Source organism: Streptomyces sp. NPDC012888, assembly GCF_042900645.1.
Lineage (GTDB): Bacteria > Actinomycetota > Actinomycetes > Streptomycetales > Streptomycetaceae > Streptomyces.
The window spans coordinates 226,212-242,088 of sequence record NZ_JBIBBM010000010.1 but is presented as its reverse complement, the minus strand read 5'-3'; the positions used below and the strand labels follow the sequence as shown (position 1 = coordinate 242,088).

Annotated in this window: 19 protein-coding genes; 10 read left to right on the top strand and 9 right to left on the bottom strand. The window is 73.5% G+C overall.

Annotated elements, in window-relative coordinates; all coding sequences use genetic code 11:
• The first annotated feature begins 517 nt into the window (after window positions 1–517).
• Both ACFY61_RS19755 and ACFY61_RS19750 read left to right on the top strand, forming a co-directional pair.
• Window positions 518–967 carry an SRPBCC family protein gene (locus ACFY61_RS19755; RefSeq protein ID WP_389473585.1) on the top strand — a complete coding sequence of 150 codons (450 nt, stop codon included), beginning with the start codon at window positions 518–520 and terminating at the stop codon, window positions 965–967.
• A 153-nt stretch (window positions 968–1,120) separates the two neighbouring features.
• Complete coding sequence (locus tag ACFY61_RS19750; protein WP_389473583.1) at window positions 1,121–1,831, top strand: intradiol ring-cleavage dioxygenase; 711 nt, start codon at window positions 1,121–1,123, stop codon at window positions 1,829–1,831.
• Between the two features lie 18 nt (window positions 1,832–1,849).
• On the opposite strand, the gene ACFY61_RS19745 is transcribed toward ACFY61_RS19750, so the two are convergent.
• Entirely contained in the window at window positions 1,850–2,107 is a 258-nt protein-coding gene (locus ACFY61_RS19745) for a DUF6332 family protein (RefSeq protein ID WP_389473581.1), read from the bottom strand.
• Between the two features lie 145 nt (window positions 2,108–2,252).
• On the opposite strand from ACFY61_RS19745, the gene ACFY61_RS19740 reads away from it, so the two are divergent.
• On the top strand, window positions 2,253–2,981 hold the full coding sequence (locus ACFY61_RS19740; protein WP_389473579.1) for an N-acyl homoserine lactonase family protein: 729 nt from the start codon (window positions 2,253–2,255) through the stop codon (window positions 2,979–2,981).
• Here the strand turns inward: ACFY61_RS19740 and ACFY61_RS19735 are convergent.
• Window positions 2,969–4,090, bottom strand: coding sequence for an amidinotransferase (locus ACFY61_RS19735; protein WP_389473661.1), 1,122 nt, complete (start codon window positions 4,088–4,090; stop codon window positions 2,969–2,971). The two genes, ACFY61_RS19740 and ACFY61_RS19735, sit on opposite strands and share 13 nt — an antisense overlap.
• Before the next feature lie 216 nt (window positions 4,091–4,306).
• Window positions 4,307–5,068 (bottom strand): hypothetical protein, encoded by a 762-nt coding sequence (locus ACFY61_RS19730; protein ID WP_389473577.1) that lies wholly within the window; start codon window positions 5,066–5,068, stop codon window positions 4,307–4,309.
• A 262-nt stretch (window positions 5,069–5,330) separates the two neighbouring features.
• On the opposite strand from ACFY61_RS19730, the gene ACFY61_RS19725 reads away from it, so the two are divergent.
• A complete protein-coding gene (locus ACFY61_RS19725) occupies window positions 5,331–5,654 on the top strand; it encodes a hypothetical protein (RefSeq protein ID WP_389473576.1) in 324 nt (107 codons plus the stop codon).
• Here ACFY61_RS19725 and ppk2 read toward each other — a convergent pair.
• A complete protein-coding gene (ppk2, locus tag ACFY61_RS19720) occupies window positions 5,651–6,667 on the bottom strand; it encodes a polyphosphate kinase 2 (protein WP_389473575.1) in 1,017 nt (338 codons plus the stop codon). The genes ACFY61_RS19725 and ppk2 overlap by 4 nt on opposite strands.
• A gap of 192 nt (window positions 6,668–6,859) precedes the next feature.
• Here ppk2 and ACFY61_RS19715 point away from each other — a divergent pair, with 192 nt between their 5' ends.
• The 4 genes from ACFY61_RS19715 to ACFY61_RS19700 all read left to right on the top strand — a co-directional run bounded on the left by ACFY61_RS19715 (window position 6,860) and on the right by ACFY61_RS19700 (window position 10,537).
• Window positions 6,860–8,377, top strand: a complete 1,518-nt coding sequence (locus tag ACFY61_RS19715; RefSeq protein WP_389473574.1) for an FG-GAP-like repeat-containing protein — start codon at window positions 6,860–6,862, stop codon at window positions 8,375–8,377.
• Window positions 8,378–8,483: 106 nt separating this feature from the next.
• Window positions 8,484–9,029 (top strand): RICIN domain-containing protein, encoded by a 546-nt coding sequence (locus ACFY61_RS19710; RefSeq protein ID WP_389473573.1) that lies wholly within the window; start codon window positions 8,484–8,486, stop codon window positions 9,027–9,029.
• A gap of 45 nt (window positions 9,030–9,074) precedes the next feature.
• The gene (locus ACFY61_RS19705; RefSeq protein ID WP_389473571.1) at window positions 9,075–9,410 is read left to right on the top strand and encodes a hypothetical protein; all 336 of its coding nucleotides are present in this window, start codon (window positions 9,075–9,077) and stop codon (window positions 9,408–9,410) included.
• Window positions 9,411–9,934: 524 nt separating this feature from the next.
• Window positions 9,935–10,537, top strand: a complete 603-nt coding sequence (locus ACFY61_RS19700) for a hypothetical protein (protein WP_389473570.1) — start codon at window positions 9,935–9,937, stop codon at window positions 10,535–10,537.
• A gap of 236 nt (window positions 10,538–10,773) precedes the next feature.
• Here the strand turns inward: ACFY61_RS19700 and ACFY61_RS19695 are convergent, their stop codons facing one another.
• Together ACFY61_RS19695 and ACFY61_RS19690 are read right to left on the bottom strand one after the other, a co-directional pair.
• Window positions 10,774–11,664 carry an oxygenase MpaB family protein gene (locus ACFY61_RS19695; protein ID WP_389473569.1) on the bottom strand — a complete coding sequence of 297 codons (891 nt, stop codon included), beginning with the start codon at window positions 11,662–11,664 and terminating at the stop codon, window positions 10,774–10,776.
• Between the two features lie 3 nt (window positions 11,665–11,667).
• Entirely contained in the window at window positions 11,668–12,384 is a 717-nt protein-coding gene (locus ACFY61_RS19690; protein ID WP_389473567.1) for a phosphatase PAP2 family protein, read from the bottom strand.
• A 92-nt stretch (window positions 12,385–12,476) separates the two neighbouring features.
• Between ACFY61_RS19690 and ACFY61_RS19685 the strand changes: the two genes are divergently transcribed.
• On the top strand, window positions 12,477–13,043 hold the full coding sequence (locus ACFY61_RS19685) for an Imm21 family immunity protein (protein ID WP_389473565.1): 567 nt from the start codon (window positions 12,477–12,479) through the stop codon (window positions 13,041–13,043).
• A 178-nt stretch (window positions 13,044–13,221) separates the two neighbouring features.
• Window positions 13,222–14,376, top strand: coding sequence for an oxygenase MpaB family protein (locus ACFY61_RS19680; protein WP_389473563.1), 1,155 nt, complete (start codon window positions 13,222–13,224; stop codon window positions 14,374–14,376).
• A 134-nt stretch (window positions 14,377–14,510) separates the two neighbouring features.
• Here the strand turns inward: ACFY61_RS19680 and ACFY61_RS19675 are convergent, their stop codons facing one another.
• The 3 genes from ACFY61_RS19675 to ACFY61_RS19665 form a co-directional block, all read right to left on the bottom strand.
• Window positions 14,511–14,732, bottom strand: a complete 222-nt coding sequence (locus ACFY61_RS19675; RefSeq protein ID WP_389473562.1) for a helix-turn-helix domain-containing protein — start codon at window positions 14,730–14,732, stop codon at window positions 14,511–14,513.
• Complete coding sequence (locus tag ACFY61_RS19670; protein WP_389473560.1) at window positions 14,732–15,217, bottom strand: DUF2975 domain-containing protein; 486 nt, start codon at window positions 15,215–15,217, stop codon at window positions 14,732–14,734. The genes ACFY61_RS19675 and ACFY61_RS19670 overlap by 1 nt, the downstream gene beginning before the upstream one ends.
• Before the next feature lie 97 nt (window positions 15,218–15,314).
• A complete protein-coding gene (locus tag ACFY61_RS19665) occupies window positions 15,315–15,641 on the bottom strand; it encodes a hypothetical protein (RefSeq protein ID WP_389473558.1) in 327 nt (108 codons plus the stop codon).
• Between the last annotated feature and the right edge of the window lie 236 nt (window positions 15,642–15,877).

The following is a 15,877-nucleotide window of genomic DNA, read 5'->3' as shown; positions in this document are numbered from 1 at the left end:
GGCGCGGCCCCCGCCCGGCGCGGCGGCGGGCCGGGCCCGGGGGGGGGCGGCGGGGGGGGGGGGGGGGGGGGGGGGGGGGGGGGGGGGGGGGGGGGGGGGGGGGGGGGGGGGGGGGGGGGGGGGGCGGGGGGAAGGAGCAGGTCGGTCATGGGCCGCCGCCGCCCACTGTCACTTCCCACCCGTCATTGCCGGTGCCGACCGTGCCGCCCACCCGAATCCGCCGTGAGTACCAGGACGAGTGCCAGGCCGAGGGGGAACAGCGTCAGCAGAAGGAGAGTCATGGTGCGCGTCTGTCCACTCCCGGCCCGGTCGATGCACGGATCACCCGGACGAGCCCTCGCGGAGGACCGCGACCGGGGCGGGCCGCGTGGCGGCGGAAGACGGCCCGTTCGGGGAGTGCCGGGCCCGGGCGCGGGGCAACCGGCGCCGGAGGGGGCACCGATGTGGTGCACCCGGGGCCGCCGAACCCCGAGCCGTCGGTCCCGGGTCGCTTCCGTTCCACGCCAGGAGGGTGAACATGTCTCACGTCAAGGAGTCGATCGAGGTGGACGTCCCCGTCCGCACCGCGTACGACCAGTGGACGCGGTTCGAGTCGTTCCCGCAGTTCATGGACGGCGTCGAGCGGGTCGAGCAGCGCACCGACACGCTGACCCACTGGGTGACGAGGATCGCGGGAGTGGAGCGGGAGTTCGACGCGGAGATCACGGCCCAGGTCCCGGACAGCAAGGTCGCCTGGGTGACCGTCGGTGACGAGACTGAGCACTCGGGGCTGGTGACCTTCCGGCCGATCGACCCAGCCCGGACCGAGGTCACCCTGATGATGGACTTCGACCCCGACGGGATGGCGGAGACCATCGGCGACAAGTTCGGCTTCGTCGACCGACAGGTCAAGGGGGACCTGGAGCGGTTCAAGCACTTCGTCGAGGACCGGGGGAGCACGTCCGGCGCCTGGCCCGGCCAGGCCTGACCCCCCGTCCGCACCCGTCCGGCACGGCCGGACGGGTGAAGCCCGCGCGCGGCCGGGGGACGGCGCCCGGCCGCGGTGCGTCGCGGTGGCCCTCCGGACGCCCGGCCGGGCAGGGTGGGCGCGACCCGTTCCCCGTCCAACGAGGGGTGATCCATGAGCGGCTCCGACCGCGACCCGGCCGGCCGCCGGGTGCTCCTGCTCGCCGCCGGCGCGGCCGGCATCGCGGCCCTGACGTCCGGCTGCGGAAGCACCACCCGGCACGCGCACGGAACCTCGGCCTACCGGGTGAGCCCCGCGGGCCTCGTCTCCCACACCACACCGGCGCCGCCCGTCTGCGTGCTCTCACCCGAGACCGGCGAAGGCCCCTACTACGTCCCCGACGCGAGCCTCCGCTCCGACATCACCGAGGACCGCGAGGGAGTCCCGCTGCGCCTGGACCTGACCGTCGTCCGCGCCACCCGGAACTGCGCGCCCCTCGCGGGCGTCGCCGTCGACGCATGGCAGGCCGACGCCCTCGGGGAGTACTCGTCCGGAGGCGCGACGTACCTGCGCGGCACCCAGCTGACCGACGACGCGGGCAGGGTGACGTTCCGGACCATCGTGCCCGGCTGGTACGCCCACGTCGCCCCGCACGTCCACGTCAAGGTGCACCCGGACGCGGACACCGAGGTGTCGACCCAGCTGTTCCTGCCCGAGGAACTGCTGCTGCGGGTGTTCAGCCGCGCCCCGTACTCGGCCCGCCAGGCCCCCGCGCACCCGAACCTGCGGGACGACCGCTTCGAGTCCAAGGGCCCCCACCTGACCCTGGACCCAATCCCCGACGGCACCGGCTACAAGGCGTCGTTCACCATCGGCATCGCCTGACCGGCCCGCGCTCCGGGATCAGCGCCCCCGGCGGCGCCGCGCGTCGAACCGGAGCAGCACCCGCGCCACGCGCCATGCCGCGGCGGCGACGGCCAGCACGCCCCCCACGGTGAGCAGGCCCTCGCCGGCCGGCGTGGAGAGACCGACGGCCCACGCGGGCAACCACAGCGCCGCGAAGACGGCTGCCGCCAGCGCACCGGCCGTCACCAGGGCGAACACGATCTCCACCGTCATCGCGTCCTTCTCCCACCGCGACTCCCGCCCCATCTCCTCCATGGCGCCAGTCTGACATGACGAACCCTCAGCCCGGCGCCCACCGCCCCCCGTCGGCTTCGGCAGCCGAACACGATCCGCCCGTAAGGCCGTTGCGCCGACGGCTGACCGGACGGCGCGGGGGAGCGGAGCCTGCGAGGATGGCGGGATGGCGAACGACACGGCGGTCCGCCGCCTCGACCTCGGCTACTTAGTCCGGCCCTCCTCCGAGACGGGGGGCCCGCACCCGCGCGTCGAGCCGGTGCTGGCCTACCTCGTCCGGCACGAACGCGGCCTGATCCTCTTCGACACCGGCATCGGTGAGGCCGACCCGGGAACCGAGGCCCACTACCGGCCCCGCCGCCGCCCGCTACAGGCCGCCCTGGCCGCCGCGGGGGCATCCCTCGCGGACGTCACCCTCGTCGTCAACTGCCACCTGCACTTCGACCACTGCGGCGGGAACCCCCTCCTGGCCGGCAGGCCCGTCCTCGTCCAGCGGGCGGAACTCGCCACGGCCCGCAGGGGCGGCTACACCGTCGACGAGCTGGTCGACTTCCCCGGCGCGGTCTACGAGGAGCTCACGGGCGAGACCGAGGTCTGGCCGGGGGTCCTCGTCCTCCCGACCCCCGGACACACCGAGGGCCACCAGTCCCTGGTCCTGCGGCAGCAGGACGGCACCGTGGTCCTGGCCGGCCAGGCGCACGACTTCGCCTCCGACTTCGCCGCGGACCACCTCGCCCGCCAGGCCCGGCTGGACGGCGTGGAACCACCGCTCCCCGGCTACCGGTCCTGGCTGGACCGCCTCGCCGAACTCGACCCGCGCCGCGTGCTCTTCGCCCACGACGCCTCCGTATGGGAGCCGCCGTACGCCTCCGGCGCGTCCGCTCAGGGGAAATAGGATTCGAGGGACCCCCGGCGCCGGACGTCGAGGGTGGCGCAGTGGAAGGAGCCCCCGAAGGGGGCGTAGTGCAGCAGGTCGGCCGGGACCGGTTCGAACCCCCACCGCTCCAGCGCGCGCAGCATCCCGGTGTGGTGCCGTTCCGCGATCACCCGCCGCTCGTCGAGCATCAGCACGTTCATGCTGAGCCACTTCCCGCACATGGACGTGACCTTGAGCAGCCGCTCCTCGATCGGATCGGGCTCCGGGGCGATCAGGACGTCCCACGACCGCAGCACCTCCGGCAGCCGGTCGACGTCGATGTAGTCGGGGTTCACCAGCACCTTGCCCGGAGCGAGCGGCATGAAGGTCGTGTCGATGTGCATGGGCGTGCGGCACCGGCTCTCCACCTCGTGGATCCGGTACTCCGGCCCCAGGTGGCGGCGCAGCCACTCGATGCCCATGCGGTTGGTGACGTTGCTCCGCGTGACGAACAGGTCGCGCCCGGCCCGTACGAAGTCCGCCGCGTCGAACACCGGCTCGAACTCGGTCAGGATGTAGCGCATCGGCTCACCGGCCCGGGGGACGGAGAAATCCGGATCGAACAGTTCCTCCGTCAACTGCGGCCGCGGCGCCGCCGTCCAGCGCGCACCCCGCCGGAAGTAGTCCTTCAGCAGCGCACGGTAGGAATGCGTCTCGTAGTACCGGCACGGCCAGGCCATCGGTGTCTCGATGATCTCGTCGCCGATGACGAGCATGCTGTCGCGCGGGCAGGTGTTGCAGAACCCGCGCGACGACCAGCCGGGCGTGGCGAAGCGCTGCCTGTGGTCGACCGCGTCCGGGCGGCGGACGGTGACGCCCAGCGACCGCAGGAGCGCCACGAAGGCGTCGAGTTCCTGCTGCGCCGGCTCCAGCAGCCTGGCCGGGAACCGCATCCCGGCCGCCAGCCCCTGCATCCGCGCCGCCCACGGCGGGATGTTGCACGTCACCACCGGGTGATTGGAGGGGATCGTCGCCCCGTCGAGGCGGCCCACGACGACCTCTTCGAGCGGGTCCCACTCGTTGTGGGAGCTGACCGGCACGACGGAGCGTTCCGCCGCGCCGTCGGACACCGCCGTGGGGGCCGACATCACCCGGCCCGCCGAAGCCACTGCCACTGCCGATGCGACTGCGACTGCGACTGCCACTGCCGACGCCGGAGCCGGTGCTGCGCTGTCATGGCCTACCTCCGCACGGGACGTCCCCGCGGCGACACGGGTTGCGTCGAGTATCGGCGCTCCCCGGCCGTCCGGCCACAGCGCGGACCCGCCCGGGGGCGGCCGGGGGCGGCCGGTGGGCGGGCCGGGTCAGGCGACGAACTGGTCGGTCAGGACGCAGCCGTCCACCAGCGCGGGCGCCGTGCGCGTGTCCCCGGTCGGCCGGTAGTTCGGGTTGCAGTTGAGGATCAGCAGGTGGGAAGCCGAGAGCTCACGGATGGTGCGCTCGCTCGGCGCGATCACGGCGAAGTCCCGGCCGACGGCGAAGCCGCCGCGGATGCCGGCCTTCGGGTCGGTCTTCATCCGCTTGGCCACGTCCGCCTTGTAGGCCTGCTGGAACCTCTTCATGTCGCTGGTCTTGAAGACCCGGATCCAGCGCCCGCCCGCGTCGTCGCAGGTACCGCGGAACTGCACGCCCCAGTCGGCGTCGAACTCGGCGTCCATCGGGTAGTACCGCTCGTCGCTCGGATCGATGCTGTACGTCCGGCAGGTGGTGAAGCGTTGCACGTACTCGCCCGCGGCCATCACCATGCCCGCCCTGGGCAGGTTGTCCAGCATGAACTTCTGCCGTACGGCGGAGGTCCCCTCACCGCTCCCGCCGCTGGCCCCGCCGTTGCGGCCCACGCCGCCGGAAGCACCGTCCGGGGAGGACGCCGGGCCCGGCGCCGTCGTGCCGGGTGCCGACGTGCCCTGCGCCGTGCTGCCCGGCGCGGTGCTGCCCGGTGCCGGGGTGGTGCCCCCCGGCGTGGTGCCGCCCGCGGCGGACGCGGACGGTGACGGTGCCCCCGCCGCCGCGCCTCCGGCGCCGTCCGGCGTACACCCGGTCAGCGCCATGACCAGGGCCGCGGCCATGGCCGTCCCGGTCGTCCGAAAAGTCGACAGCGCCTGCACAGTGGTCCCCCGATACGCCACGCGATGATGTCCGCGGAGCACTGTAGGCCAGGCCCTCTTCCAAGATCAACGCGAGGGGTACCGCCGCCGGCCGGCTCGACCCGGACCCGGTTCCGGCCCGCCGGCACGTGTGGACCGCCGCGACGCGGGCAGAAGCGGTGGACCGCCCCGCCCCCCGGGGCGGCCCCGACGAGTCGGGGGACCGCGGAAGGAGCCGAGCCGGATGAACTGGGCATCGTGGACCACGCGCAACGTGTTCGCCGGACGCGGAGGTGTCAGGACGGTCGAAGCGGGGATCCTCACGGGCGCGCTCGACGTCCACACCACGTGGACCGAGGACGATCGTCTGGCGCACGTCGCCGTGCAGTACAGCGGTGCCTCGGAATGGCTCCGACTGGCCGGCAGCCCGGCGTCCTGCCCCAGCGAGAGCGCGAGCCGCGTCCTGCACGACGCGGTCATCGACGCCGTACGCGCCGGTGGCGCGGCAGCGCTGCCACGGCCGCCCGTCCCGGACACCGCGGCCCCCGCGGGCCGGCTCACCCGCTAGCCGACGGCGTCGCCCGTCGGCCGGTCCCCGCCGTCGGCCTGGGTCGCCGGCGGGTGGTGGCCCGGGCCCGTCGGCGGCCCGCCCAGAGGCGTGGGGGAGAGCTCGGAAGGGTCCTCGCCCGCTTCGAGCAGGGTGTCGGCGGCACCGACGATCAACGGGTCCGGCCTGCCCACCGCCGCCTCGTCCTTGCTGGCGTAGTCGATCCGCCACAGCAGGCTGCGCATCGCCTCCAGGCGGCCGCGCCGCTTGTCGTTGCTCTTCACGACGGTCCACGGTGCGTGATGGGTGTCGGTCGCCCGGAACATCTCCACCTTGGCGGTGGTGTACGCGTCCCACCGGTCCAGGGAAGCGACGTCGGTGGGGGAGAGCTTCCACTGCCGCACCGGGTCGACCTGGCGGATGGCGAACCGGGTCCGCTGCTCGGCCCGGGACACCGAGAACCAGAACTTGACCAGCAGGATCCCGTCCTCGACGAGCATCCCCTCGAAGACCGGGCACTGGCGGAGGAAGCGGCGGTACTGCTCGTCGGTGCAGAAGCCCATGACCCTCTCCACGCCGGCCCGGTTGTACCAGGACCGGTCGAAGAACACGATCTCCCCGGGCGCCGGGAGGTGCGCGGTGTAGCGCTGGAAGTACCACTGGCCCGTCTCCCGCTCGGTCGGCTTGTCCAGGGCCACGATGCGCGCGCCGCGGGGGTTGAGGCGTTCGGTGAACCGCTGGATGGTGCCGCCCTTGCCGGCCGCGTCCCGTCCCTCGCAGATCACCACCACGCGCGCGCCGGTGTCCTTGACCCAGCGCTGCAGCTTCAGCAGCTCGATCTGCAGGATCCGCTTGGCCCGCTCGTACTCCTGCCGTCGCAGCTTGCGGTCGTAGGGATAGTTCTCCCGCCAGGTCCGGATGGGGTTGCCCGAGCCGTCGAGGAGCACCGGCTGCTCCGGCCGGCTCGCGTCCACGCTCAGGCCGGCGAGCAACACGTCCTCCGGGTCCGACCCGCTCTTCCGCTGCGTACTCACCCCTCCCGTATACCCCGGCTCCCGGACCCCTACCGTGGCTCCTTCCGCATCGTCGGCACCGCCCGCACCGCCCGCACCGCCGACGGAAGACCCGGGCCCGCCCCTACAACCTTTCGTGCGGCCGGTCGGTCTCCTGCACGCACACGGCGGGCGCCACTCCCGGCGTCCGCCACGTAAACGGGAGACCACACCTTGACCACAACCACCTCCGCCCGCCACCTGCGCGCCACGGCCACGGCCCTGGCGGCCGCGGTCACCGCGGGGCTGCTGGCCGGGCCCGCGCAGGCGGCCGAGCTGACCGCGGCCGCCGTGCCGGCCCCCACCCGCTACCCCGACGACTTCAACGGGGACGGACACCGCGACCTGGCGTTCAGCGATCCCACCGGCGTGGTCCGGGACAGCAGCGCCACGAGGTACGGGAGCGGCTTCGTGGCCGTGGCCTACGGCACGGCGGCCGGGGTCCGGGACAGCCGCCCGCGAGCCCTGTCCCGCTTCACCCCCGGCGTCCCCGCCCTCTCCGAGGGCAGGCGCCCCGAGGCCTTCGGCGAGTCCCTCGCGAACGCCGACTTCAACGGCGACGGCTACGCCGACCTCGCGGTCGGCGGCAGCTGGATGGACAACGGCGGCGTCAACCGGAGCGGCACGGTCACCCTGCTCTGGGGCAGCCCCCAGGGGCTGAAGAGCGGCGCCGAGGTCCGCGACAACGCCCCACGCAGGGAAGGCCAGTTCGGCGCGGCCCTGGCCGCCGGCGACTTCGACGGCGACCGCAAGGCCGACCTGGTGGTGGCCCACAGGAACCGCCTGGACCTCTTCAAGGGGCCCTTCAACGCGCAGGGCAAGCCGGCAGCCATCCGGCAACTCCCGCTCGAACCGGCCGACATGCGGCTCTTCAGCGCGGGCCACGACAACCGCCTCGTCGTCGGCCGCCTCGACAAGGACACCACCGACGACCTCGCGGTCCTCAGCGAGGGCGGCGACATGCCCGGACCCGGCCGAGTCCTCCTCGGCGGCGCGACCGGCTTCCGGCTCTCGCCGGTGAAGACGCCCGCCGGCATGTCCGGCGCCATCGCCGACTTCGACAAGGACGGCTTCGGCGATCTGGCCGTCGGCGCGATGATGCCCATGGCGTGGGACCACGAGTTGGGTATGCCCACGCGGTACAGGGGCCAGGTGGGCATCGCCTACGGCTCCGCCGCCGGCCTCGACGCGACCCGCGCGGTCCAGACCGTCACCAAGAACACGTACGGCGTCCCCGGCAGGTCGGAGAGGTACGACGGCTTCGGCCAGGAGGTGGCGGCCGGTGACCTGAACGGCGACGGCCACGCCGACCTCGTCGTCGGCAACCCCGGCGAGAGCAACGACCACACCGACTGCTACTCCGGCTGCAAGAACAGCGGCGGGGCCCTGTACGTGATGAAGGGCGGCAGCAAGGGCGTGAACCCGGTCGGCACCCGCTTCTACCCCCACACCACGCCCGGTCTGCCCGTCCCCGACGGCGTGTTCCAGTTCCCGCGCGCGCTCGGGCTCGCCGACCTCAACGGTGACGAGCGGCCCGAGATCACCGTGGCCGTCAGGTCGAAGACCGGCGGCCAGCGGATCTGGTCCCTCGACACGCGTGGTGGCGTCCCCCTCGACGGGGCCCCCGTCCGCACGGTCCTCCCGCCGTACGGCATCCGGCCCGGCTTCTCCTTCGGCCACTTCAGCGGCTGACCTCCGGCCCCCGGCACCCGCCCAAAGTGGCGGGTACCGCGCCCCCGGCCGGTCTCACTAGCTTTCTCGGCATCAGGACACGTGTCCGACCTCCCAAGGAGCGCCGATGAAACGAATCTCCACGTGGGGCCTGCGTGCGACGGCCGCCGCGCTCACCGCTTCCGCCTGCCTCCTGGGCGGGACCACCTCCGCACAAGCGGCCCAGCCCGACCGGACCTCCGCGGCGACCGTCCCCGGGGGCGCCCACCAGTACCGCCACGTGGTGACCGGCAAGTGTCTGGACATCCGCGGCCGGTCCTCCGACGACTACGCGGTCGTGCAGCAGTTCGACTGCAGGAGTGGCGCCCTGAACCAGCAGTTCGTCTCGCAGTTCACCGGCACGGACCCCACCACCCGGCTCCAGCCCCGCCATTCGGGGAAGTGCGTCCACGCCCACTGGCCGTCCAGCCACGTGACCCAGCTGTCGTGTCAGGACGCCCCCACCCAGCGCTTCGAGCTGATCGACGTCGGCGGCGGGGCGGTGGTCCTGAAGAACCAGTACACGGGCCTGTGCCTGGACGACGCCGGAATGGCCGACGGCAGCCGCCGCGAAGTCCGCCAGACGACCTGCACGGGCCACCCCTCGCAGGGCTGGGTCCGGCAGCCGGTCTGACCCGCCGCCCCGTCGACACCTGTCCACCCCGACTCAGGAGAAGCGATGACCCCTTCCACCCACACCCACCGTCCCACCTCCCGTCTCCGCTCCGCCGCCGTGGCGCTCGCCGCCGCCTCGGTGTGCCTGGTCGGAGGCGCCGCCGCGGCCCATGCGGCCCCGGTGGGCCACGAGTCCACCGTCGCCGAGGTCAGGACGTTCAGCGGCAGCGGCATCGGCACCTCGCCGTCCCAGGCGGTGGACGGCGCCGTACGGATGGCCTACCTGGCGGCCCAGTCGGCCGGCTGGATGGCGAGCCAGTGCTACGTCCAGGGCACCGACGTCAGGTGGGTCGGCGGCGGCGTGTACACCGCGGTGGCCGGCCTCTTCTGCCAGCGCTGACCCCACCGCCCCGCCCCGGCGGAACGACCCCCGCCGGGGCGAGCGCTCCCTGCCACCGTCGACGCCCGATGACCCCAGGCACCCGGGAGCCGGACGTGGGCGACGCACGGCCCGCCTTCCGACCGGAGCGCGGCGCGACGGGCGCCGGCCACGCCACCGAAGCGCCGCTGCCCACGTCGCCCCCGCGACCTGCCGTGCCGCCTGGCCGGGTTCCTGCCACAGCGCCCAGGCGGGTTCCACGCAGGCCGCGTGACAGACCACCTTGGGGCTTTGCGCCGGCACCAGCCCGAGGGCTCTCGGGATGCCGTCGTGTGCCGGGAGCGGGGACGCGGTCGGGGAAGGTCAATGGGGGGATTCGTGAAAGCGATTGGGTGAACTGGGAACTTCTCCCGTCGCTTGCCAGCCGATACGTCGTTCTGGATCAGCACGCTCCTTCACGTCGGCTCCTCCCCGGAGCCAGACCGCAGCGGGACCCTCACGGACAGGAGAAACCGTAGATGGCGCGACAAGGCTTGAGGCGGCGGATGGCTGCCGTCGGCACAGTGGTGGTCGTCGGTGTGTTGCCGTCCGTCCTATCTGCCACGCCCGCCCATGCTCAAGCGATCTTGAGTGTCACCAAGAGCCACGAAGGGAACTTCGTACGGGGAGAACAAGGCGTCTACACCGTCACGCTGACCAACAGCGGCGATACGGGCAGCGGCGCGCTGGAGCTCACGGACAACCTTCCCGCGGGGCTCACGGTCGCGGAACTCGAAGGCAATCTCGCAGAGGCCTGCGAGGTCACCAACGGCGGTACGACGGTCCATTGTGACAACTTTGCCTTCATCCGCCCGGGCGCTTCCACCCTCGCCATTACCGTCAACGTCGCCGACAACGCACCATGCTCCGTCACCAACACCGTCACGCTCACCGAGACTACTGCTGAAGATGTCAACACCTTCTCGGCCAGCGACCCGACGACCATCACTGGAGGAGACTGCGACGAAGGCGGCGATGGGAGGCCCGTCCTGCCGATCACCCTGCACGGCGTCATCCCGATGTTCAACAACCTCACCACCAACAACAACATCAACAGCCCGGGGGCCGGCAGCAACAGCCGCCAGACCTTCTCGCTGAACGCGTCCTGAGCTGGTTCTCGGTGGTGGCCCACGGTGTTCCGGGCACGGCCCTGGGTGTGCACGGCACGGGCGCTGGAGTTCCTGTCGATCGAGGCGTAGTCCTCCTCGAGAACCCCGTCTCACCGCCGTCCTGCCGGTCGCCGGGATCGCGGCGTGCCAGGCGTTCCAGGACGCGCGGCAGCATGACGACCTGGGTCGCGAGCATGTAGTCCGGCAGCGTCCGGGCCGGCATTCGAAGCGGCGCGTCACCCCGCGGCGTCCCGGGGCGGACGGAGCATCGCCCAGCGGATCACGGCCGTGATCACCGCCCCGGCGGGCCGTACGCACCACCGCTCGGCCCGGGGCAGGAGCGGCAGGCCCAGCGCCCGGCGCGCCCAGGGCGGGAGCAGCGCGCACGCGGCCGCCGCCAGCACCGCGTACGGCAGGCGGGCCGGCCAGGGCAGCGGGGGCCGCAGCAGGACGAAACGGGCCGCGGCGCGGGCCTCTTCGGTACCGCGGAGCTCCGGCCGGTACGCCTCGATCCGTTCCGCCAGCTCGGCCTCCGTGACCGGCGGACGCACCACGCCCAGGGCCCGGCCCACGCGGGCCGTCGCCGCGACGTAGGCGTCGCGCTCCGCCGCGTCCAGCGGCCGGGCGCCGTACTGCTGGTAGGCCCGCAGGAAGCTGTCCACCTCGGCGACGTGCACCCACTCCAGCAGGTGCGGGTCGTCGGCCCGGTACGGTTCCCCGTCACGGGTGCGCCCGCGTACGCGCTGGTGGACGGCCCGTACGCCGTCCACCGCCCGCTGCGCGTCCTCGGCGGTCCCGTACGTGGTGAACGCGAGGAACGTACTGGTGCGCTGGAGGCGGCCCCACGGATCGCCCCGGTAGCCGGAGTGGGCCGCCACCGCGGCCATCGCACGCGGATGCAGGGACTGCAGGAGCAGGGCGCTCAGCCCGCCGACGAACATCGAGGCGTCGCCGTGCACCAGCCGGATCGGGTCCTCGGGCGCGAACCACCGGGCTCCCGGGGTCCCGTGGATCCTGGCCCGGTTGGCCGCGCCCTCAGGGCCGGCTACGCGGCTGAACAGGGCCTCGCCCAGGCGGCCGCGCGCCCGCGACGGCACCAGCAGGTCCAGCACCCCCGACCGGTTCACAGTTCAAGTGTCACGCCGCCAGGCGCGTCCGGGGAAGCCCCGGCACCGCCCGGTACGCGCCGGGCCGCACGGCATCAGCACCCGCCCCGGCACCGGCACCCGCAAGGTCACGCGCCGCACCGGCGCCCGGCCCGGCCGGCAGGCCAGCGCGCGCCGGGCCAGACGGGCCCCGGCCAGCCCGACGACGGCACCGGCCGCCACGTCGCTGGGGTAGTGGGCACCGCTGTGGACCCGTTCGACGGCGATGGCGGCCGCCGCGGCCGCACACCCCAGTCCCACCGCCGGCCACACCGGTACGACGGAGGCGGTGAAGGCGACCGCGGCGGCGGTGTGCCCCGACGGGAAGGAAGACGAGTCCGGCCGCTCCTCGACCCGGTCGTGCGGCACGAGCCGCTCGGGCGGCCGTCGCCGGTCCCACAGGTGCTTCGCCGCGCCCCCGAAGACCTGCCCGGTCCACATCCCCGCCACGCCCGCCAGCGCCGCCCGGCGCCCGCGCGCCCCGCCCGCGAGGGCCAGCAGCGCCGCGGTGCCCAGCCACAGCTTGGTGTGCTCGGCCGACCCCTCGACGGCGGGCAGGACCTTCGTCGCCCACACGCCCTGCCACGAGGCCGCCCTGCGCGTCAGGGCCCGGTCCCACGCGAGCAGCCGCTCCGCCGCCCCGCGCCCGGCCCCGCACACCCGGGCGGCACCGCACCCGCCCCGACCACTCCCAACGCTCATGCCACGCCCCTGTCCCGCGGAACACCCGGCGAAACGGGGCCGGGCCCGCGTCCGTCCGTCCCGCTGTCACCGCCCCGCTGTACCTTTCCCGCATGATCGAACACGGCAGCGCGGCACGGCAGTGGATCACGTCCGGGGGAGGGCCGCTCATCGCCGTGCCCGAGCGGGTCCTGACGTCCTGGCGGGGATGCGACTTCGAGTCGGCCACCGGTGACGACGACTACGGCAGGGCCTGCGAGGTCGAGGGCTACCTCGGCGTGATACCCGTCGGGCCCGAGCAGGCCCTGGTCCTCGGGGAGCCGTGGTCCACCACCTACGTGCCGGAGCACGGCTGCTTCGTGTCCTGGATCGGCGCCGAATCGGAGGCCGCCCTCCTCTGCGGCGTCGCACGGGCCCTCCAGGCCGCGGCGTGGGAGGCGGAGGTGCTCTGGGAGGTCCCGGGCCCTGTGGTCCTGCTGGACTCCGGTCAGCCCGGCGTCCCCGGACCCGACGCAGGGCCCGAGGTCGGGCCCGAGGTCGGACCCGGCGAGCCCGACCGGCTGCGCGTCGACCTGGGGCGGGGCCGCTACCTGGTCCGCGCCGCCCACGCCCGGCCGTCGCCCGGGACGGCCATGGTGCTCGTCGGGCTCACGAAGGTCCCGCCTCCCGACGGCTCCTGAGCCCGGCCGCGACCATCCGGGTGAAGGGGAAACGATCCCCTGTCGGCCGGGGGTGGGCGGCCGGTGGTGCGGCCCGGCAGCATGCTGTCCGCTCGCCGGCGGCGATCAAGGCCCGGGGCCTCCCGCGCCGCTGCCCGGCGAGCGGACCGTCCCGTGGATCCGGAAGGATGCGTGCGCAGTGCCACTGACCGCCCAGTACGTCGCCCAGGAACTCGAAGCCGCGAGCAAGGTGGGTGACCCCGAAGCCGACGAGCTGGTCTCGGAGCTCATCGACAACAAGGAGATCGACGGGGTCAACGCCCTGTTCCGCACGATCGCCACCCTCAAGCCCGGCCAGGACCACTCGGACCTGCCCCCCAAGCTGGCCGCGTTCATGAAGAACGCCGAGGCGGACCCGCCCGGCTGGACCGGCGCGGACGCCAAGGCCGCGGAGAAGTTCTTCGACCGCCACCGCGGCGAGGTCGCCATGCTCCAGGGCACCGTCGGCCTGATCGGCACCTACCTCTCCCCGACCGGCGCGTTCACCCTGCGCTCCACCGGACGCCTGGGCGGCGTCGAAGGCCCCGGCCGCCGGCTGTCGCAGTCCTCGCGCCTGTTCGTCGACATGGACAAGAACGGCGCCTACACCGACGGCACGCTGAAGGCGAACGTCACCAAGGTCCGCCTGGTCCACGCCTCGGTCCGCCAGCTCCACAAGAAGAGCGGCGAGTGGGACTACGCCAAGTGGGGCGAGCCGGTCTCGCAGAAGTACACCACCGGAGCCGCCTGCGTCTTCTCCGTCCAGGTCCTCCAGGCCATGCGCAACCTCGGCCTGGACGTCTCGAAGGACGACGCGCACGGGTTCCTGTGCGCCTGGCACTACGTCAACCACTACCTCGGTACGCCGGAGAAGTGGGTGCTGCCCAAGGACGCCGACGAGGTCGACCGGCTGTGGACCGCCGAGCGGGACAAGGAGTGGAAGAAGACCGACGACGGCGTCTTCATGACCAAGCAGGCCGTCGACTACTACAAGAAGTTCTTCCCGGGCCCGTCCCATGACGCCTTCATCGCCATGGTCCGTACCGCCCTGACCGACAAGTACGCCGACATGGCCGGCCTGCCCAAGGGCCTGCTGTCCACCGCGGGCAAGCCGATCGCCGCCGGACACAAGGTCGTCAGCGGCCTGGGCGGGGGTCTGCTGGGCGGGAGCGCCGAGAAGGCCACCGGGGTCAACCCCTACAAGGACATCCTCGGCGTCGCCTCGACGGCGTTCCGGGACATGGAGAAGGCCGCGCTCACGCAGGGCCAGGACGACCAGCCCCAGATGCACCAGGAGCTGAACGACAACCGCTGACCGCTGACCGCCGACCGCGCAGCCGGCGCCGGCCGGGCGGGTCGTGTCCGACGACCCACCCGCCGGGGCCGGCCGCCCCGGCCCGGCCGAACCGCTCGTCCCCTCCGCGCCGAACCGCCCGCCCCCGGCGCGCGTCATCCCCCCGCGGGGTCCTCGGCCTCCCAGCGCAGCAGGTCGCCGGGCTGGCACCGGAGCACCTCGCACAGCGCGGCGAGCGTCGTGAACCGCACCGCCTTGGCGCGGCCGTTCTTGAGCACCGCCAGGTTGGCGGGCGTGATCCCGACGCGGTCCGCGAGATCGCCCACGGACATCTTCCGCCTGGCCAGCATCACGTCGATGTCGACGACGATCGGCATCAGATCACCTCGTCGAGCTCGGCCCGCATCCGTGCGGCCTCGACGTCGCGCGCGACGGCCTGGGAGAGCAGCATCCGCAGCACGAGCACGATGAGGGCGACCCCGAGGATGGCCACGCCGACCCCGCCCATGATCAGGGTGACGCCCGGGTCGTCCCGCTGGCCCGGCGCGTTGAGGGCCGTGACCGCGAACCACACGAGGGCCGCCGACACGATGGCGCCGATCACCAGGTCCACGTACCGGAAAGCGGCGAGGGAGAACACCGTGCCGCGCCGCACCATCGTCACCAGCCGCCACACGCTCACCAGAGCGACCTGGGCCGACACCATGCCGAGGATCGTGCACACGCGCAGCGGGGCCAGCGGGAGCGTCCCGTCCTCCGGGTCGGTGGCCATCGCCCACACCATCAGCGCCTGCACGAACGCGGTACCGGCGAGCACCACCACGAGCACGGCCCGCAGAGCACCCACTGTCAGCTTTCCCACGGCCCCTCCTTCCATCGAGTCACGATGGAAACCTATCGAAAATCGATAGGTCAGGGCAAGGTGTGTGCCGGACGGGGAGGTGCGGGCCCCGCCGGTGTCAGTGATCGTGCCGCGCGCCGTGCTCCAGCCGCTCGGACCGGGAGGCGCCCGAGGCCCCGCCGAAGGGCGTCACCGCCGTCCGTCCGCCGGGTCCGGTGACGGCGAGGGTGACGCCGAGGCTCTGGCACATCCGCTGGGCGCGGGCCAGCGCGCTGAAGGTCATGGGGGATGGGTCCTGCGTCGGCAGCTCCACCGCGACGTGACGGGGCCGGTGCGCGTGCACGAGCGCCTCGATCTGGAGGGCGGCCGCGGCGCGGTTGGTCACGTCCAGGTCCCGGACGATCCGCACGCGCAGGGTGCCATCGGTGATCTGGTGGGTGATCACCACGGTCCACCTCCCGCCCGCCGGCAACCGGCACCGTCACGTGCCCGCCGTGCGCGGGCGGGCGCCCGACACCAGTGTGGGCCACACCCCCGGCCCCGGCGAGTCCGCCGGATGGGCCGACGGCCCCCGGGGTCGCGCGCCGGGCTCCGGCGATGAGACGCCCCCATGAGTCCGCTACGTGGACGGGACGTGTGACGTATCGCGCGTTTACCCCGCGCCGTCGCCATCAACGCCGA

Excerpts from the sequence above, each read along its gene's own strand:
- ACFY61_RS19690 (WP_389473567.1), bottom strand. The coding sequence starts at position 12,384 with ATGAGCGTTGGGAGTGGTCGGGGCGGGTGCGGTGCCGCCCGGGTGTGC.
- ACFY61_RS19710 (WP_389473573.1), top strand. The coding sequence starts at position 8,484 with ATGAAACGAATCTCCACGTGGGGCCTGCGTGCGACGGCCGCCGCGCTC.
- ACFY61_RS19730 (WP_389473577.1), bottom strand. The coding sequence starts at position 5,068 with ATGGCCGCGGCCCTGGTCATGGCGCTGACCGGGTGTACGCCGGACGGC.
- ACFY61_RS19700 (WP_389473570.1), top strand. The coding sequence starts at position 9,935 with ATGGCTGCCGTCGGCACAGTGGTGGTCGTCGGTGTGTTGCCGTCCGTC.
- ACFY61_RS19725 (WP_389473576.1), top strand. The coding sequence starts at position 5,331 with ATGAACTGGGCATCGTGGACCACGCGCAACGTGTTCGCCGGACGCGGA.
- ACFY61_RS19745 (WP_389473581.1), bottom strand. The coding sequence starts at position 2,107 with ATGGAGGAGATGGGGCGGGAGTCGCGGTGGGAGAAGGACGCGATGACG.
- ACFY61_RS19705 (WP_389473571.1), top strand. The coding sequence starts at position 9,075 with ATGACCCCTTCCACCCACACCCACCGTCCCACCTCCCGTCTCCGCTCC.
- ACFY61_RS19675 (WP_389473562.1), bottom strand. The coding sequence starts at position 14,732 with ATGCCGATCGTCGTCGACATCGACGTGATGCTGGCCAGGCGGAAGATG.
- ACFY61_RS19740 (WP_389473579.1), top strand. The coding sequence starts at position 2,253 with ATGGCGAACGACACGGCGGTCCGCCGCCTCGACCTCGGCTACTTAGTC.
- ACFY61_RS19685 (WP_389473565.1), top strand. The coding sequence starts at position 12,477 with ATGATCGAACACGGCAGCGCGGCACGGCAGTGGATCACGTCCGGGGGA.
- ACFY61_RS19750 (WP_389473583.1), top strand. The coding sequence starts at position 1,121 with ATGAGCGGCTCCGACCGCGACCCGGCCGGCCGCCGGGTGCTCCTGCTC.
- ACFY61_RS19755 (WP_389473585.1), top strand. The coding sequence starts at position 518 with ATGTCTCACGTCAAGGAGTCGATCGAGGTGGACGTCCCCGTCCGCACC.
- ACFY61_RS19735 (WP_389473661.1), bottom strand. The coding sequence starts at position 4,090 with ATGTCGGCCCCCACGGCGGTGTCCGACGGCGCGGCGGAACGCTCCGTC.